Annotated in this window: 14 protein-coding genes; 7 read left to right on the top strand and 7 right to left on the bottom strand. The window is 64.8% G+C overall.

Annotated features, from left to right (window positions below):
* Window positions 1-138: 138 nt before the first annotated feature.
* Entirely contained in the window at window positions 139-1926 is a 1788-nt protein-coding gene (locus CH281_RS10105; protein WP_179274162.1) for an AMP-dependent synthetase/ligase, read from the bottom strand.
* Between the two features lie 277 nt (window positions 1927-2203).
* On the opposite strand from CH281_RS10105, the gene CH281_RS10100 reads away from it, so the two are divergent.
* The 4 genes from CH281_RS10100 (at window position 2204) to CH281_RS10085 (ending at window position 7678) form a co-directional block, all read left to right on the top strand.
* Window positions 2204-4006 (top strand): DEAD/DEAH box helicase, encoded by a 1803-nt coding sequence (locus CH281_RS10100; protein WP_032364895.1) that lies wholly within the window; start codon window positions 2204-2206, stop codon window positions 4004-4006.
* A gap of 98 nt (window positions 4007-4104) precedes the next feature.
* Window positions 4105-4605 (top strand): 2Fe-2S iron-sulfur cluster-binding protein, encoded by a 501-nt coding sequence (locus CH281_RS10095; RefSeq protein WP_094694065.1) that lies wholly within the window; start codon window positions 4105-4107, stop codon window positions 4603-4605.
* Window positions 4602-5615, top strand: coding sequence for an FAD binding domain-containing protein (locus tag CH281_RS10090; RefSeq protein WP_094694053.1), 1014 nt, complete (start codon window positions 4602-4604; stop codon window positions 5613-5615). Before CH281_RS10095 ends, CH281_RS10090 begins: the two co-directional genes overlap by 4 nt.
* Window positions 5612-7678: a xanthine dehydrogenase family protein molybdopterin-binding subunit gene (locus tag CH281_RS10085; RefSeq protein WP_094694051.1), complete on the top strand. Its 2067-nt coding sequence runs from the start codon at window positions 5612-5614 to the stop codon at window positions 7676-7678. Before CH281_RS10090 ends, CH281_RS10085 begins: the two co-directional genes overlap by 4 nt.
* A gap of 16 nt (window positions 7679-7694) precedes the next feature.
* On the opposite strand, the gene CH281_RS10080 is transcribed toward CH281_RS10085, so the two are convergent.
* From CH281_RS10080 to CH281_RS10065, 4 genes are read right to left on the bottom strand one after another with little or no spacing between them, the layout of a single operon-like run.
* Window positions 7695-8441 carry an amino acid ABC transporter ATP-binding protein gene (locus tag CH281_RS10080; protein WP_048315850.1) on the bottom strand — a complete coding sequence of 249 codons (747 nt, stop codon included), beginning with the start codon at window positions 8439-8441 and terminating at the stop codon, window positions 7695-7697.
* Window positions 8438-9928: an ABC transporter permease subunit gene (locus CH281_RS10075; RefSeq protein ID WP_081701652.1), complete on the bottom strand. Its 1491-nt coding sequence runs from the start codon at window positions 9926-9928 to the stop codon at window positions 8438-8440. The genes CH281_RS10080 and CH281_RS10075 overlap by 4 nt, the downstream gene beginning before the upstream one ends.
* Window positions 9929-9967: 39 nt before the next feature.
* Window positions 9968-10450, bottom strand: a complete 483-nt coding sequence (locus tag CH281_RS10070) for a RidA family protein (protein ID WP_094694063.1) — start codon at window positions 10448-10450, stop codon at window positions 9968-9970.
* A 14-nt stretch (window positions 10451-10464) separates the two neighbouring features.
* Window positions 10465-11019, bottom strand: coding sequence for a histidine phosphatase family protein (locus CH281_RS10065; RefSeq protein WP_027497992.1), 555 nt, complete (start codon window positions 11017-11019; stop codon window positions 10465-10467).
* A 78-nt stretch (window positions 11020-11097) separates the two neighbouring features.
* Here CH281_RS10065 and CH281_RS10060 point away from each other — a divergent pair, with 78 nt between their 5' ends.
* Window positions 11098-12273 carry an acyl-CoA dehydrogenase family protein gene (locus CH281_RS10060; protein ID WP_027497991.1) on the top strand — a complete coding sequence of 392 codons (1176 nt, stop codon included), beginning with the start codon at window positions 11098-11100 and terminating at the stop codon, window positions 12271-12273.
* Window positions 12274-12289: 16 nt separating this feature from the next.
* Window positions 12290-13417, top strand: a complete 1128-nt coding sequence (locus CH281_RS10055; protein ID WP_032375479.1) for an acyl-CoA dehydrogenase family protein — start codon at window positions 12290-12292, stop codon at window positions 13415-13417.
* 69 nt (window positions 13418-13486) lie between these two features.
* Here CH281_RS10055 and CH281_RS10050 read toward each other — a convergent pair whose 3' ends face one another.
* On the bottom strand, window positions 13487-14296 hold the full coding sequence (locus tag CH281_RS10050; protein WP_094694061.1) for an alpha/beta hydrolase: 810 nt from the start codon (window positions 14294-14296) through the stop codon (window positions 13487-13489).
* Window positions 14297-14454: 158 nt separating this feature from the next.
* On the opposite strand from CH281_RS10050, the gene CH281_RS10045 reads away from it, so the two are divergent.
* Complete coding sequence (locus CH281_RS10045) at window positions 14455-15366, top strand: phosphodiesterase (RefSeq protein ID WP_032371934.1); 912 nt, start codon at window positions 14455-14457, stop codon at window positions 15364-15366.
* On the opposite strand, the gene CH281_RS10040 is transcribed toward CH281_RS10045, so the two are convergent.
* Window positions 15363-16862: a stealth family protein gene (locus tag CH281_RS10040; protein ID WP_176457011.1), complete on the bottom strand. Its 1500-nt coding sequence runs from the start codon at window positions 16860-16862 to the stop codon at window positions 15363-15365. The two genes, CH281_RS10045 and CH281_RS10040, sit on opposite strands and share 4 nt — an antisense overlap.
* Window positions 16863-16942 lie beyond the last annotated feature (80 nt).

Below are 16942 nucleotides of genomic sequence, written 5' to 3'. Positions count from 1 at the left end.
GTCCAACGCCTCGAAAAACCGCACCTTCAACCCAGCACATGCCACGATCCCCGCAACTCCCTCAAATCGAGGGTGTTGCGGGGATCGTTAGAACCCGCCTTGCTCGCGTCGGGCCCTTCGGCACTCGTGCTGGGAGATCTACGAGTAGATGGCCTCGATGTCGCTGCCACGTTCGGTGTGGATGATGTTGCGCTTGAGCTTCATCGTCGGAGTCAGCTCACCGGTCTCGACGGTGAAGTCGTTCTCGAGGATCGTGTACTTCTTGATCTGCTCGGGGTTGGAGACCTTCTTGTTGGCCTCGGCCACGGCCTTGTCGATTTCGGCGACGAGGTCGGCGTTCTTCGACAGCTCCGAGAACGGGATGTCGGCAGCGAGGTTGTGGCGTTCGAGCCAGCCCGGCATCGCTTCGGGGTCGAGGGTGATGAGCGCACCGATGAATGGCTTGGCGTCACCGACGACGAGGCACTGGCTGATGATCGCGTTGGCGCGCAGCGCGTCCTCGAGCACCGCGGGGGCAACGTTCTTGCCTCCTGCGGTGACGATGATTTCCTTCTTGCGGCCGGTGATCGAGACGAAGCCTTCCTGATCGATCGACCCCAGATCGCCGGTGTGGAACCAGCCGTCGACGATCGCTTCGGCGGTGGCCTTCTCGTTGTGCCAGTAGCCGCTGAACACCACCGGGCCCTTGAGCAGCAGTTCGCCGTCCTCGGCGACCTTGACCGCGTGACCGTCGATGGGCTTGCCGACGGTGCCGACGCGCTGTTCCTTGGTGGTGTTGACGGTGACGGCCGCGCTGGTCTCGGTCAGTCCGTAGCCCTCGTAGACCGGGACGCCCGCGCCGCGGAAGAAGTGGCCCAGGCGAGCGCCGAGGGGGCCACCGCCCGAGACCGCACGATCGCAGTTACCGCCGAGGGCAGCTCGCAACTTGGAGTAGACGAGCTTGTCGAAGACCGTGTGCTTGAGGTTGAGCACCAGGCCTGCGCCGCCCTTCTCCTGGGCTTCACTCCACTCGATGGCCGTCGCGGCGGCCTTGTCGAAGATGCTGCCCTTGCCGCCGTCGTGTGCCTTCTGCTTGGCCGAGTTGTAGACCTTCTCGAACACGCGCGGCACCGACAGGATGAAGTTCGGCTTGAAGACGGCGAACTGATCCACCAGTGTCGACACGTCCGAGGTGTGGCCCACGGTCACCTTCGACTCAAACGAGCCGAACGACACCGCGCGGGCGAACACGTGCGCCATCGGTAGGAACATCAAGGTGCGGTTGCCCTCGCGCATGGAGTCGTGCAGCGCGATCTGGGTGGCCTGGACCTCGGCGTAGAAGTTCGCGTGTGTCAGCTGCACACCCTTGGGGCGGCCGGTGGTGCCCGAGGTGTAGATCAGTGTCGCGGGGGAGGCGGCAGTGACCTGGTGTCGACGGGTGTGCACGTCCTCGTCGCTGATTCCCGCGCCTCGGGTGGTCAGTTCGTCGATGGCTCCGCCGTCGATATGGAGTACCTCGCGCAGTTCGGCGGCACCCTCGGTGACGTCCTTCAGGTTCGAGACGTGCGCTGCGGTCTCGACTACGAGCAGCTTGGTAGCGGAGTCCTCGAGGATCCACTGGGCCTGATCGGGCGACGAGGTCTCGTAGATCGCGACGGTGCACCCGCCGGCGGTCCAGATGGCGTAGTCGAGGACGACCCACTCGTAGCGGGTCGCGCTGAGGATCGCGACGCGGTCGCCGAGTTCGACGCCCGACGCGATCAGGCCCTTGGCCACGGCGGTGACCTCTTTGGCGAACTGACCCGCGGTGACGTCGGTCCAGGTGCCGTTCACCAGGCGCTGGAACGGGACGAAGTTCGGTGATTCCTTCTGGTACCGGAAGACGGTGTCGGCCATGGATGCGTCGTCGGGAATGGTGAATGACGCCGGCACAGAATATTCGCGCACTGCTGGACCCCTTACGGATAAATAGCGTGGTAGTTGTGCATTTCATCACACCCGAGTCCGTAACGCACCACCGAGGTTGTCCGCTTTGTGAATTTTCGGTCGTTTTTCGGGGGAGGTGAGTGTGACTCGGGGTACAACATAACGGTGTCCGGTCGTGTGTCTCCGTCGGGTCGCCCTCGCAGGGCCGCGTGTGCGTGCCCCCATCACCGCTGTTTTCGTCACCTGATCAGCGCAGAAGGAGTCGCGGGGGCCGGGCAGGTACTAAACTCGGGTGTATATGAGCACTTCAGAATCTGATCAGGATGCCGCCGTGACGTCTGACGAGACGAGTTCGTCCCCTCCCGTCCACGCAGGTGAGTCTTCTTCGACAGCGGATGACGACATCACTTTTGCCGATCTCGGAATAGACGAGCGGGTCCTGAAGGCCCTGCGCGACGTCGGATACGAGAGCCCGTCGCCCATCCAGGCGGCCACCATCCCGCCGTTGATGGCGGGGAACGACGTCGTCGGCCTCGCGCAGACCGGAACGGGTAAGACCGCCGCGTTCGCGGTGCCGATCCTGTCTCGTCTCGATGTCTCGCGTCGGACGCCGCAGGCCTTGGTGCTGGCACCGACCCGCGAGCTCGCGTTGCAGGTGGCCGAGGCGTTCGGGAAGTACGCCACCCACATTCCGGGTCTGCACATTCTGCCCATCTACGGCGGTCAGGCGTACGGGATCCAGTTGTCCGGCCTGCGCAAGGGTGCCCAGATCATCGTCGGAACCCCGGGCCGTGTGATCGACCACCTCGAGAAGGGCACACTCGACCTCTCCGGGCTCGAATACCTCGTGCTCGACGAGGCCGACGAGATGCTCAAGATGGGGTTCCAGGAGGACGTCGAGCGCATCCTCTCCGACACTCCCGAATACAAGCAGGTCGCGTTGTTCTCGGCCACGATGCCGGCCGCGATTCGCAAGATCTCCAAGCAGTACCTGCACGACCCGGTGGAGATCACCGTCAAGACCAAGACGTCGACGGCACCGAACATCACGCAGCGCTACGTCCAGGTGGCCCATCAGCGCAAGCTCGAGGCGCTCACTCGAATCTTCGAGGTCGAAGAGTTCGAGGCCATGATCATGTTCGTGCGCACCAAGCAGGCCACCGAAGAGCTCGCCGAGAAGTTGCGCGCACGGGGATTCTCCGCCGCCGCGATCAACGGCGACATCGTGCAGGCACAGCGCGAACGCACCATCGGCCAGCTCAAAAATGGCCAGATCGACATTCTGGTGGCCACCGACGTTGCGGCTCGTGGTCTCGACGTCGACCGCATCTCGCACGTCATCAACTACGACATCCCGCACGACACCGAGTCCTACGTACACCGCATCGGCCGTACCGGCCGCGCGGGTCGCGCCGGTCAGGCCCTGTTGTTCGTTGCGCCCCGCGAGCGTCACCTACTCAAGGCCATCGAGCGTGCGACGCGGCAGCCGATCACCGAGATGCAGCTCCCCAGCGTCGACGACGTCAATGCGCAGCGCGTCACGAAGTTCAAGGACTCCATCACCGAGAGCCTCGGCAACGAGAATCTGGCGCTGTTCCGCCGGCTCATCGAGGACTACGAGCGCGAGCACGACGTGCCGCTGGTCGATATCGCAGCAGCTCTGGCCATCCAGTCGCGCGACGGCGAAGCCTTCCTGCTCAAGCCCGAGCCGCCTGCCCCGCCGCGGGCACCCCGCGAGCCTCGGGAGCCGCGGCCACCGCGGACGTTCGACGAGGATGCGGCCAGCTCGCACCACCGCAAGACCGGCCAGGAAATGGCGACGTACCGCATCAGCGTCGGTAAGCGTCATCACGTCGCTCCCGGTGCCATTGTCGGTGCCATCGCCAACGAAGGCGGTCTGCGTCGAAGCGACTTCGGGCACATCAGCATTCGTCCCGACCATTCGCTGGTCGAGTTGCCTGCCGACCTCGCCGACGAGACGGTCGAGGCGCTGCGCCGCACCCGCATCAGCGGCGTGTTGATTCAGCTGCAGCCCGACTCCGGTCCTCCCGGACGCAGTGGCGGGCCGCGCGGCGGCGGAAAGTTCAAGGGCAAGCGCTAGCACCACGTGCGCGGAACTTCGTAGCCTGCTACGAAGTTCCGCGCAAGACCCGCGGGCTCGAGCGTTTGGTGGCTCAGGCCCCGGGTATCCGCACGTGCATGACCAACGTCACTCTGCGTGTCAATGGAACCGATCGTGAGATCGACTGTGACACTCGATCCACTCTGCTCGACGCACTTCGCGAGAACCTGGATCTCGTCGGGGCCAAGAAGGGGTGCGACCACGGTCAGTGTGGTGCCTGCACCGTCCTGGTCGACGGCCGGCGAATCAACAGTTGCCTCACGTTCGCCGTCGCGCAGGTCGGGCGCGAGATCACCACCGTCGAGGGACTGTCCGACGGCGACACTCTGCATCCCGTACAGCAGGCTTTCGTCGATCGTGACGCCTTTCAGTGCGGGTACTGCACGTCCGGGCAGATCTGCTCGGCGGTCGCGGTGATCGAGGAGGCAAAACAGGGCTGGCCCAGTGCGGTCACCGAAGACCTCGAGGCCACCGATGTCGAACTCGACTCCGACGAAGTGCGCGAGCGCATGAGCGGCAACCTGTGCCGCTGCGGTGCGTACGCGAACATCGTTCCCGCAGTGCAGGACGCGTCATGAAAACATTCGATTATCGAACCGCCACTGCGGTCGACGACGCTCTCGAACGCCTGGCGGGGGACGAGAACGCGATGTTGCTCGGTGGCGGCACCAATCTGGTCGATCTGATGAAGCTGGGTGTGGCGGCACCATCGGCGTTGATCGATGTCACGCGATTGCCGCTGCACGACATCGACGTCGCCGACGACGGAGCGTTGCGGATCGGATCCGGGGTGTCCAACAGTGATCTCGCGGTGCATCCGGTTGTCCGCCAGCGGTATCCGGTGCTCTCGCGGGCAGTGCTGTCCGGGGCCTCGGGCCAGCTACGCAACATGGCCACCACCGGTGGAAACCTGTTCCAGCGCACCCGATGCGTCTACTTCATGGACGCATCCAAGCCGTGCAACAAGCGCGAACCCGGTTCGGGTTGTCCGGCACGTAACGGCGAGCATCGAAACCTCGCCATCCTCGGAGCCTCGTCGTCGTGCGTGGCGACGCATCCGTCCGACATGGCCGTCGCGCTGTCGGCTCTCGACGCGCGCATCGTCGTTCGCGGAGTCGACGGTGAACGGAAACTCGAGATGGACGAGTTCTACCGATTGCCCGGCGATGATCCGACGCGAGACAACACTGTCGCCCGAGACGAGATCGTCACCGCCATCGAAATTCCGAAGGCTGCCGACGGCACTGTCTCGACGTATCGGAAGGTACGGGACAGGCAGTCGTACGCGTTCGCGGTCGCGTCGATCGGCGCTGTGCTCGACGTCGAGGACGGAATCGTACGTGGGGTGGCGATCGCGCTGGGCGGCGTCGCGCACCGACCGTGGCGGGCCCGAACCGCCGAACATGCTTTGCTCGGAACCGCTCCCGACGAGGCGTCGTTCCGGGCTGCGATCACCGAGGAACTGCACGCAGCAGAGCCGTTGCGAGACAACGCGTTCAAAATTCCGCTGGTCACGAACCTGGTGACGCGCACGCTGACGGAGTTGGCAGAGCTGGGCACACACGAAGAGTTGGGAGATCGGTCATGACGGCATCGATCGGCCGGTCGATTCAGCGCACCGAGTCCGTCGACAAGGTCACCGGCCGAGCGCGCTACGCCGCCGAGCAGCCGCCGATCGCCGGCCAGGTGTACGCCTGGTACGTGCCCGCGACGGTTCCCGTCGGGACGGTCGAGAACGTCGAACTCGCTGACGGGGGCCCGGCGGTCCACGCGCTCCTGTGGCACGGCAACGCCGAGAAGCTGGGCGAGGTGGAAGATGCGGAACTGCATGTGCTGCAATCGGATTCCGTTGCTTACCGCGGCCAGATCGTGGCCGTCGTTCTGGCCGACACCCTCCAGGATGCCCGCGCGGCCTCTGCCCGAGTACAGGTGCGTTACGCCGACGTTCGCTCACCCGACAACACCCTGAGCGCCGATCACAGCTCGCTGTATGCGCCCGAGTCCGTCAACGCGGGGTTCCCCACCGACGTCACGGTCGGTGATCCGGACGCTGCATTGACGACGGCCGAGCACGTCGTCGACAACTGGTACTCGACGGCTCCGATGCACAACAGTCCGATGGAACCGCATGCCACGACGGCTCAATGGTCCGATGGTGTACTCACGGTCTGGGATTCGACGCAGGCACCGTCGGGAGTTCAGGGGGATCTTGCCACGGCGTTCGGACTGGAACCCGCGAATGTTCGCGTGATTGCCGAGAACGTCGGCGGAGGCTTCGGAGCGAAGGGCAGTACTCGGCCCAACGCAGTTCTCGCTGCGATGGCGGCGCGAGCAACCGGCAAGACCGTCAAGCTGGTTCTGCCGAGGCAGGCCCTGTTCGATGTCGTCGGATACCGCACCCCGACCCTCAATCACGTTCGCCTCGGTGCGGATTCGAGTGGCAGGCTGCAGGCCATCGCTCACGATTCCTTCCAACAGACGAGCACGATCTTCGAGTTCTGTGAGCAGACGTCGGAATCGACCCGGCACATCTATGCCTCGCCCAACCGCGCCACAACGCATCGGCTCGCGTCGCTGGATGTCGGCACCCCGCGCTGGATGCGAGCCCCGGGTGAGGCACCCGGCATGTTTGCCGTCGAGACGGCGATCGACGAATTGGCAACGGCCACCGGAATCGATCCGATCGAGCTCCGGATCCGCAACGAACCCGACGTCGATCCCGCGAGTGGGAATCCGTTCAGCTCCCGCAGTGTGGTGCAGTGCCTGCGCGAGGGTGCCGAGAAATTCGGCTGGGATCGTCGAGACTCCACGCCGGGCCGACGCCGAGAAGGCAATGTCTTGCTCGGAATGGGCGTCGCGACAGCGAGCTACCCGGTGCTGATCTCGCCGAGTACCGCGGCGGCGCGTGTCGAGCAGGACGGCACGATCACGGTGTCCGTCGCTGCATCCGACATCGGAACCGGTGCGCGGACCGTGCTGCGACAGATTGCCGCCGATGCGCTCGAGGTCGATGCGGATGCCGTCACGCTGCAATTGGGCGACAGCGCTCTGCCCAAGGCCCCCGGTGCCGGTGGATCCTCGGGCACCTCCTCCTGGGGTTGGGCGGTCACCAAGGTCTGTAACGCGTTGCGGGACCAGGGACCGTTGCAGCCGGGTAACTCCGCCGAGGCCGATACAACCGACGACGTCGAAGCCCAGAAAGAGTTGGCGCGCATGGCGTTCGGTGCCCAGTTCGCCGAGGTGGCAGTCGACGTCGACACCGGCGAAGTACGAGTGCGCCGGATGCTGGGTGTGTTCGGCATCGGCAAGGTGATGAATCCACGGCTGGCCCGGTCGCAGCTCATCGGCGGCATGACGTTCGGACTCGGAATGGCGTTGATGGAGAGCGGCGTCGTCGATCACGAATTCGGCGGCTTCGCCAACCACGACCTCGCCGAGTACCACATCCCGGCCTGTGCGGACGTCACCGATCTCGAGGCCGTGTGGATCGAAGAGGTCGACACCGAGCTCGCACCGATGGGCGGTAAGGGAATCGGTGAGATCGGTGCGGTGGGCTCCTCGGCAGCCATCGGCAACGCGGTCTACAACGCCACCGGCGTCCGAGTCCGCGACCTGCCGATCACCCTGGACAAGGTGCTACCGCACCTCTAGAACGGGCGCAGCCCCTCTACGCCAAGATTCGCTGCAGGAACTGTCGGGTACGGGGCTCGGTCGGGTTCGCGAGAACCTGCTCGGGCGTCCCGCGTTCGACGACGACGCCGTTCTCGAGGAACAGCACCTGATCGGCCACCTGCTGGGCGAAGCGGATCTCGTGGGTGACGATCACCATCGTCCAGCCTTCGGCGGCAAGGCCTTTGATGACGCCCAGTACTTCGCCGACCAGTTCGGGGTCGAGTGCGGAGGTCGGCTCGTCGAACAGCATCAGTTTGGGGCGCAAGGCGAGGGCCCGGGCGATTCCGACGCGTTGCTGTTGGCCACCGGAAAGCTGGAACGGGTACTGATCGGACTTGGCGTCGAGACCGATCTGGTCGAGGATCGCGTGTGCGTCGCGAGTGGCGTCGTCCTTGGACCGCTTCTGGACGATCACCGGTCCCTCGATGATGTTCTGCAGCACGGTCTTGTGGGGAAACAGATTGTGGCTCTGGAACACCATGCCGCTCTGCGCGCGGAAGTGGCGCAGTCGCGCGGCGTCCACGGGCTCGGCGAAGTCGACCGACACGTCGCCAATGCGGATCAGGCCGGCATCGGCTCGGTCGAGAGCATTGAGCGTTCGCAGCACTGTGGTCTTGCCGGAGCCGGACGGCCCGATGATGACGGTGACGGTGCCCGACGGCACGGTGAACGAGACGTCCTTCAATACCTCGATCGGTGCGAACGATTTCTTCAGTGCGGATACTTCCAGCAGGTCTGTCATTTCGCCACGTACCTGTCGAGTCGGACTTCGAGTTTGCCTTGGAAGAACGAGAGAATTATGCAGATCACCCAGTAGTACAGGGCGGCAACGGAGTACAGCGTGAAGAAGTCGAACGTCGGAGCCGCCGCCAGCTGCGCGACGCGCAGCAGTTCGGTCACCAGGATGGTCGATGCCAGCGAGGTGTCCTTGACCAGCGAGATCAATGTGTTCGACAGCGGCGGCACGGCGGTACGCAGTGCCTGCGGAAGCACGATGCGCTGCAACGTGGTTCGGTATCCCATGCCGATCGTCTGCGCGGCCTCCCACTGGCCCTTGGGCACGCTCAGTATCGCAGCGCGAATGACTTCGGCTGCGTAGCCGCCGACATTGAGCGAGAACGCCACGACCGCCGCCGGAAACGGCGAGATCACGATGCCGAACTGCGGCAGGCCGTAGAAGATGATGAACAGCTGCAGCAGTAGGGGAGTGCCGCGAATGATCGAGACGTAGAACCGGGCCACTGCGGCGAGGGGCTTGATCGACGAGATCCGGGCGAGTGCCACGGCCAGCGCGATGACCAGTCCCACAACGAAACTGACGGCGGTCAGCGGGATCGTCATGGTGACCGTCGCCTTGAGCATCGGCCACAGGTTGTCGAGTACCAACTGCATCTTCGACGGCGCAGTGGTTCCTGCGTCCTCGCTCACCGGTGCCGCGGTGTCGGCGGTCGGTGCCGCGACGTCGCTGCCGAAGTACTTCTTCGAGATCTCGGCGATGGTGCCGTTGTCACGGAGGGTGTCGATGGCCGCGTCGACCTCCTCCATCAGGCCGCTGTTCTTGCGGGCCACGAAGGACTGCAGCGTCGTGTCGCCCGTGTTTCCGGAGACCCGCACTCCCGTGTCGCCGGTCTGCTGCAGGTATTCGGCGATGGCGAGCGAGTCGTTGACGGTGGCGTCCACCCGGCCGTCCTTGACGAGCGCGACCGCTTGGACGAATCCCTCGACCGCCTCGACGTTCGCGCCCGCGTCGGCAGCGACCTCGGCCCAGTTGCTCGTCGACGATTGGGCGGTGGTCTTGCCGGCCAGATCGGCCGTCGAGGTGATCGTGGTGTTGTTCGCGGCGGTGAGAATCTGGCCTTCGGACACCGTGTAGGGCTTGGACAGGTCGTAGGTCGACTGCCGGGCGGGGGTGATCGACACCTGGTTCGCGATCAGGTCGAAGCGTTGCGATTGCAGCCCGGCGAAGATCGAGTCGAAGGGGGTTTGCACGAAGTCGACGCGGACGCCCAGTTCGTCGCCGACCGCGTTGATGACGTCGATGTCGTAGCCGGTGAGTTGGCCGTCCCCGCCCTGATAACTGAACGGGCTGTACGTGCCCTCGGTGCCGACGACGAGTACACCGTCGTCGCGCACTCGGTCCAGGAGGGATTGCGACGACGAACTACACCCGGACAATCCGAGTATGCCGATCAGAATCGCGACCAGAACCAGAGTGGATCTGCGCACCATCTAGGCCTGCTTTCGCTGTAATGACGAGTGGAGAAAAACCTACCCGTCGATCTCCAGTTCCGCTGACACGACGACGGTGTTGTTCATCGGCAATGCGGCCGCTCCCAGCGCAGTCCGCGCATGCGCACCGACCTCGGGTCCGAAGATCGCCAACACCAGATCGGAGAACCCGTTGACGACGGTGGTGGTCTGAGTGAAGCCGTGATCGGCGTTGACCGAGCCGGTGACGGTCAGCCACGCGCTGATTCGATCGAGATCTCCGATGGCACGGGCGAGGCTGCCCAATACCGCGAGGGCGGTGTCACGCGCGGCGTCGGTGGCGGCGTCGAGGTCGACTTCGGACGGCACTGCACCGAACGGACCGGCGAGGGTTCCGTCCGGTGCGAGCGGCGAATGACCCGAGACGAAGACGCGGCTGCCGCGCACGCGAACCCAATCGAAGGAGAACTCGAATCCCGGTGGTGCGCTCGGTTCACCGGGCAGCTCGAAGCCGAGTTGGGCGATGCGACGTTCGATCTCCATGAACGGAAATCCTGTCAGACCGCAACGCCGTTGATGGTGCGAACCGTCCATCGGGTGCCGTCGTGTTCGAGTGTGGACACACCGGCGTTGAGTATGCGGGGTGAGTGTCGTCGACGGATGGCGTCGAAGATGGCTCGTATGACGCCACCGTGGGCCACGGCGATCACCGCGGAGTCGGGGTAGCGCGAGGCGATCTCGTCGACGGCTCGCACGCCCCGGACGATCAGATTCGATCGTGGCTCGAGGCCCGGGTATCGCCCGTCCGGCCAATGCGAGTACGCGTCCCAGTCGGTGAATCCCTCGGCGTCACCGAAGTGACGCTCGGCCAGATCCGGGAATTCGGCGGTTCGGTTCAGGCCCAGATGGGTCCCGATGATGTCGGCGGTTTCCGCGGCCCGGACCAGCGGCGAACTGACCAGGTGATCCCACGTACGGAACTCCAGTTCGTAGCCCGCCTCGCGGGCCTGAGCTCGTCCGGTGTCGTTGAGAGGGATGTCCGAAGAGCCCTGCAGGCGGCCGTGCAAATTCCAGTTCGTTTCACCGTGCCGAACCAGCGCCAGAAAAGTCATAGTGAGCGGAGAATATCCCAGAGTTACCAGGGAGTACGGTCGATACCGAGATAAGCGAACGAGCACGGAGGATTGTCGATGAATCTTGCCCTGACAGAAGAAGAGGCCGCGTTCCGCGACGAGATGCGGACGTTCTTCACCACGAAGATCCCCGCCGAGATTCGCGAGAAGAACGCGACGGGTCAGGAGTTGAGCAAGGACGAAGTGGTCACGACCATGCGAATCCTGAACGAGAACGGACTGGCAGTACCGCACTGGCCTGCGGAGTTCGGTGGCCGCGATTGGTCTGCGGTCCAGCGTCACATCTGGCTCGACGAAATGCAGCTGGCCTCGGTACCCGAGCCGCTGGCGTTCAACGCGTCGATGGTGGGCCCGGTCATTGCGACGTTCGGGTCGCAGGAGATCAAGGAGAAGTTCCTGCCGAAGACGGCGAACCTCGACATCTGGTGGTGTCAGGGGTTCTCCGAGCCCGAGGCCGGTTCGGATCTCGCCTCGCTGCGTACCACCGCCATTCGTGACGGTGACGACTACATCGTCAACGGCCAGAAGACGTGGACCACTCTCGGCCAGTACGCCGACTGGATCTTCGCGTTGGTACGCACCAACCCCGATGCACCGAAGAAGCAGGCCGGAATTTCGTTCCTGCTCATCGATCTGAACACCCCCGGCATCGAGATGCGTCCCATCAAGCTGGTCGACGGCAGCGTCGAGGTCAACGAGGTGTTCTTCGACAACGTCCGCGTCCCGGCCGAGAACCTCGTGGGCGAGGAGAACCAGGGCTGGAGCTACGCGAAGTTCCTGCTCGGCAACGAGCGCACCGGCGTCGCCCGCGCCGGACACACCAAAGTTCGACTGGGACAGGCGAAGAAGCACGCCGCGCAGACGAAGGTCGGCACCGGGACGCTGCTCGAGGATCCACTGTTCGCGGCCAAGCTGGCCGAGGTGGAGAACGAACTGCTCGCCCTCGAGCTCACCCAGTTGCGGATGGTCTCGAGCTCGGACGACGGCAAGCCGAACCCGGCATCGTCGATTCTGAAGCTGCGGGGTTCCGAATTGCAGCAAACCACAACAGAATTGCTGATGGACATCGCCGGGCCGGACTCCTTGCCCTACGAGGCAGGCGAGGACATCGAGAGCGACGGTTGGGCACAGCGGTCGGTACCGAACTACCTCAACTATCGCAAGGTCTCGATCTACGGCGGCTCGAACGAGGTTCAGCGCACCATCATCGCGTCGGCGATTCTCGGACTGTAAGGGAGCATCTGAAGACATGGATTTCGAACTCAACGAAGAGCAGAAACTGTTGCGCGACACCACCCGTGAGGTTCTTTCGCGCGCCTACGACACCGAGAAGCGCAACAAGATCGTGGCCGGTGAGCTGGGGTGGAGCACCGACGTCTGGAAGCAACTGGCCGAGGTCGGTCTGCTGGGTCTGACGTTCAGCGAGGACGACGGCGGGATGGACGCCGGTCCCGTGGAGATCATGGCGGTCATGACCGAGGTCGGACGACGGCTCGCGCCGGAGCCCATTCTCGACGCCGTTCTCGTGCCCGGCGGGCTCATCTCCGAGCTCGGCTCAGCCGATCAGCGCAAGCGACTTCTGCCACCCGTGGCCGAGGGCTCGTCGATGTTGGCGTTCGCGCACAACGAATCCGGCAGTCGCTGGCCGAACGTCGAGGTTGCCACCACGGCGACCGAGGACGGTGGATCGTGGTCGATCAGCGGCGTCAAGAACCCGGTTCCGCACGGCGGCAGCGCTGACGTCATCGTCGTCAGTGCCGTGCTTCCCGGCGGTGGAACCGGATTGTTCGTCGTCGACGGCGACGCGACCGGGCTGACCCGCAAGTCGTACGCCACCCACGACGGTCAGCGCGCCGCGCAGATCGAATTCTCCGACGTTGCTGCAGAACCGCTGGGTTCGGCCGAGAACGCAGCCGCGGCGATCACCGGTGCCGAGGTGCGCGCACAGGCCGCGCTGTGCGCCGAGGCAGTGGGAGCAATGGAAGAGGCGCTGCGGCTGACCACCGATTACCTCAAGCAGCGCAAGCAGTTCGGGGTTCCGCTGGCCAAGTTCCAGGCGCTCACCTTCCGCGCGGCGGACATGTACGTGCTGCTCGAGCTGGCCCGCAGCATGAGCCTGTACGCCACCATGTCGTTGGCGGACGGCAATGTCGACACGACCATCGCCTCGCGCGCCAAACTGCAGATCTCTCGTTCCGGTCGCAAGATCGGCCAGGAGGCAATTCAGTTGCACGGCGGAATCGGCGTCACGGCCGAATATCCCGTCGGGCACTACACCAGTCGGCTCGTGGCCATCGAGCACACTCTCGGTGGGGCCGACGAGCACCTGCGCATCCTGTCGGACAAGGTCGGCGATCACGACCTCATCGGAATCTGATCCGGTAGAAGAACACGGGCCCGGCCACCTCGTCCAGGTGGTCGGGCCCGTTGTCGTCTGTCGGACGCGTCAGCTACCCGAATCCGCCTGCACCACAAGGTCGGCCACAGCCGCGGGGTTCGAGACCAGGATGGCGTGCGAGCCCGGCACCTCGGTCACCCGGGCCCCGGCCCGCTGCGCCATGAACCGTTCGGCAGAGGTTGGGATGATCTGATCCTGCTGGGGGATCAGCGCCCACGACGGCGTATGCGCCCAGGACGGCGCACCGCTCGGTTCGAGCAAGGCACCGGCGGCGATGGTCTTCTGATGTGCCGCCATGCGGGCGGCCTGCTCCTCGGTGACGTCGGGGGCGAAGAACGGACGGAAGAGCGCGGGCGTGATGTACGAGTCGACGTTCTTGCCGATCAGGTTGGTCGAATCGTCGACGATCGACAGCCCGATCACGGGTGGGACCAGAGCCGTCACGGGGAATCGGAACGGGTCGAGTTCGAGGGCGACGGGTTCGCCTTCGACCGGCATGAACGCCGCGACGTAGACCAGTGCCTCCACGTTGTCCGCGTGCACGTTGCTGATCACCGTGCCGCCGTAGGAATGGCCGACCAGCACCACGGGCCCGTCGATGTTCTCGACGACGTCGGTCACCGAAGCCGCATCGATCGCCGGGCCGCGCAGTGAGTTCTCGGCGGTGACGACGGGGTAGCCGCGGCCGCGTAGGTCGGCCGCGACACCGTCCCAGCTGGTGCTGTCGGTGAAGGCACCGTGCACGAGGACAACGGTCGGCAGGCCCTGCGCGGCGGCCGGAGCCACGCCGATCCCGAGCATCGTGCCCACGGTCAGTGCCGCGGCTGCGAGCAGGGAGGTCCACTTGGAAGACGTCATGTTCTCAACCTGCCACACGCCAGGAGTTTCCACGGTGTTCACCGTCCGGATTCGACCAGCTTTTTCTCAGTGAACGCTCGTATGCTTGGCTTGTGGCAGTGGCGTTCGCCCGACCGGGTGATCGTGAAACGGTAGGTCCGATCGTGAGCGAGAGTTCGATGAAGTCTCGGATGGCCGAGTACCCACGTCCCCATCACTGCTTGTTGCACATCAGCGACACGCATCTCGTCGACGGCGGCGGTCGCTTGTACGGCGGCGTGGACAGTGAGTTGCGGCTCGAACAGGTGATGACCGATGTTCGGAACTCGGGGGTGCGGCCCGATGCGTTGGTGTTCACCGGTGATCTGACGGACAAGGGCGAGGCGGGCGCCTACGAGAAGCTCCGCGCTCTGGTCGAGCCGGTGGCCGAGGAGCTCGGCGCGCAGATCGTCTGGGCGATGGGCAATCACGACGACCGCGCGACGTTCCGTCGGACCCTGCTCGACGCCGAACCGAGCGGGCAGTCCATCGATCGCGTGCACGACGTCGACGGGCTTCGCATCGTCACCCTGGATACGACCGTCCCCGGAAAGCATCACGGTGAGCTCGCCGACGAGCAATTGGCCTGGCTCGCAAACACTCTCGCAACCCCTGCCGAGTTCGGCACGATCCTGGCGATGCATCACCCGCCGGTACCGACCGTGCTCGATCTCGCAGTTCTGGTCGAGCTCATCGATCAGCCGCGCCTGGCGGACGTGCTGCGCGGCAGCGACGTGCGATCGATACTCGCTGGACATCTGCACTATTCGACGACAGCGACGTTCGCGGGCATTCCCGTCTCGGTCGCGTCGGCCACGTGCTACACCCAGGATCTCAATGTTCCCGCCGGCGGGTTACGCGGTCGCGACGGAGCCCAGGGCTACAACCTGGTTCACCTCTACGACGACACCGTCGTCCATTCGGTGGTGCCGACGGGCTCGTACGACACTGTGGGAGAGGCAGTGTCGGCAGAGGAGACCGCGCGTCGGCTCGACGCAGCGGGAGTGACCATTGCCGACAGCGCCCGTCGAAAGTTGTTCAGCGACGCCTAGTTCGGGGTGCGTTCCCACGGCGCGACGATGGGGAAGTACTTGTCCAGGAACTGCGTCACGGTGCGCGTGCGCAGATCGAGGTCGACCTCCGGAAAGCTGCCGTCGTTGAGGCAGAAGAAGTCGACCGATCGCTTGGGCAGCAGCTTCTCCATCAACTCGAGACCCGCGACGGACGTGGTGTCGATGTACCGAACCTTCGCATCCTTCTGGACCACGGCGCGTCCGCTCATCAGCGCGTAGTAGTGGTACAGCGAATTCGTGACCGAGATGTTCGTACTCGCGCGGAATGCACTGGCAGCGGTGGAGGCGAACTCGTCGGGGAACTCGTTCTCCATTTCCTGCATCACGCTGCGGCGCAACGGCGTTGCCGCATGCTCGAGGTGCCGGGTGGTCGTCATCCCGAAGCGGTCCTGCAGGATCCGACGGTTCACGCGTGCCGCGTTCTCGAAGCCGCTGCGGTCGGCGTCGCTGTAGCCCAATCCGATTCGCGTCGTCGCCTCGATGAACATGCTGATTCCGCCGGGGGAGAAGAACATCGACGGGCTGACGGGGCGACCGAAGAACATGTCGTCGTTCGAGTACAGGAAGTGCTCGGACAACCCGGGGATGTGGTGCAGCTGGCATTCGACGGCCTGCGAATTGTGCGTCGGCAGTACGGAGGTATCGACGAAGAACGCCTCGCTCGGCACGAACGTCACCTTGGGATGGTCGGCGAGCCACGCCGGCCTCGGTGAGTCGGTGGCAACGAAGATGCGCCTGATCCACGGCGCGTACAGGTGAATCGACCGCAGTGCGTACTTCAGCTCGTCGATCTGCCGGTACCGGGCGGCCGAATCGTCGCCCTCGCCGACGACGTAGTTCGCCATCCGACGAGCGCGTTGGGCCTGGAATTCCGCGGACGAACCGTCGACCCACGAGAACACGATGTCGATGTCGAAATTGATGTCCGACGCGTGGTCGGCGAACATGTTCTCGATGGTCGGCCAGGTTCGGCCGAAGCGCTCGACGGTGCCGCGGACGGCCTCGTCGGGCCGAATGTTGCGGCGAGTGAGCGAGTTCTCGATCGGCAGCACGATCTCGGACGGTGAGAACGACCACAGCTCGATCTGCACCGCGGTCGATGCGCCGTAGTAGAGCCCGCTGAACGGCTCGACACGTGGGCGGTAGAGCCGCACGATGCGTGCGTTCGACGACGGCGACAAGGTGCCATCGGCTACCAGTACCGCTTTTCCGCGGGCGTCGACGGTCTTGGAGTAGAAGGGCTCGGCGCGGCAGGCATGCACCAGGGCCGTGGTCAGTGCCTCGCGAGCGGCCAGTTCTATGGCGATGACGGGACGCTCGTCGTTGCCGCGCACCAGTAGGTACTTGATCCGCGCGGCGTCGAGCACGGCGCGCACGAACAGCAGATCTTCGACCATCGCCTGGTGCGGGGTGGTCGAGGTGATGGTCAGTGCGTAGCGGCCGTCGTGGCTGACGACGTCGGACCGTTCGCTCAAGCGCGCGGCGGCAGCGTCGGATTCTCGGGTGACGGCATCGTTGGTCTCGTGCTCCGGTGGAACGAGGTAGATATCGTGCG

It is taken from the genome of Rhodococcus sp. 06-221-2 (genome assembly GCF_002258365.1).
Lineage (GTDB): Bacteria > Actinomycetota > Actinomycetes > Mycobacteriales > Mycobacteriaceae > Rhodococcoides > Rhodococcoides fascians.
This window is presented reverse-complemented; position numbering and strand designations above follow the sequence as displayed.

Bases quoted from the DNA above. Each gene is read 5' to 3' on its own strand.
- CH281_RS10100 (WP_032364895.1), top strand. From the start codon at position 2,204: ATGAGCACTTCAGAATCTGATCAGGATGCCGCCGTGACGTCTGACGAG.
- CH281_RS10095 (WP_094694065.1), top strand. From the start codon at position 4,105: ATGACCAACGTCACTCTGCGTGTCAATGGAACCGATCGTGAGATCGAC.
- CH281_RS10090 (WP_094694053.1), top strand. From the start codon at position 4,602: ATGAAAACATTCGATTATCGAACCGCCACTGCGGTCGACGACGCTCTC.
- CH281_RS10085 (WP_094694051.1), top strand. From the start codon at position 5,612: ATGACGGCATCGATCGGCCGGTCGATTCAGCGCACCGAGTCCGTCGAC.
- CH281_RS10080 (WP_048315850.1), bottom strand. From the start codon at position 8,441: ATGACAGACCTGCTGGAAGTATCCGCACTGAAGAAATCGTTCGCACCG.
- CH281_RS10075 (WP_081701652.1), bottom strand. From the start codon at position 9,928: ATGGTGCGCAGATCCACTCTGGTTCTGGTCGCGATTCTGATCGGCATA.
- CH281_RS10070 (WP_094694063.1), bottom strand. From the start codon at position 10,450: ATGGAGATCGAACGTCGCATCGCCCAACTCGGCTTCGAGCTGCCCGGT.
- CH281_RS10065 (WP_027497992.1), bottom strand. From the start codon at position 11,019: ATGACTTTTCTGGCGCTGGTTCGGCACGGTGAAACGAACTGGAATTTG.
- CH281_RS10060 (WP_027497991.1), top strand. From the start codon at position 11,098: ATGAATCTTGCCCTGACAGAAGAAGAGGCCGCGTTCCGCGACGAGATG.
- CH281_RS10055 (WP_032375479.1), top strand. From the start codon at position 12,290: ATGGATTTCGAACTCAACGAAGAGCAGAAACTGTTGCGCGACACCACC.
- CH281_RS10050 (WP_094694061.1), bottom strand. From the start codon at position 14,296: ATGACGTCTTCCAAGTGGACCTCCCTGCTCGCAGCCGCGGCACTGACC.
- CH281_RS10045 (WP_032371934.1), top strand. From the start codon at position 14,455: ATGAAGTCTCGGATGGCCGAGTACCCACGTCCCCATCACTGCTTGTTG.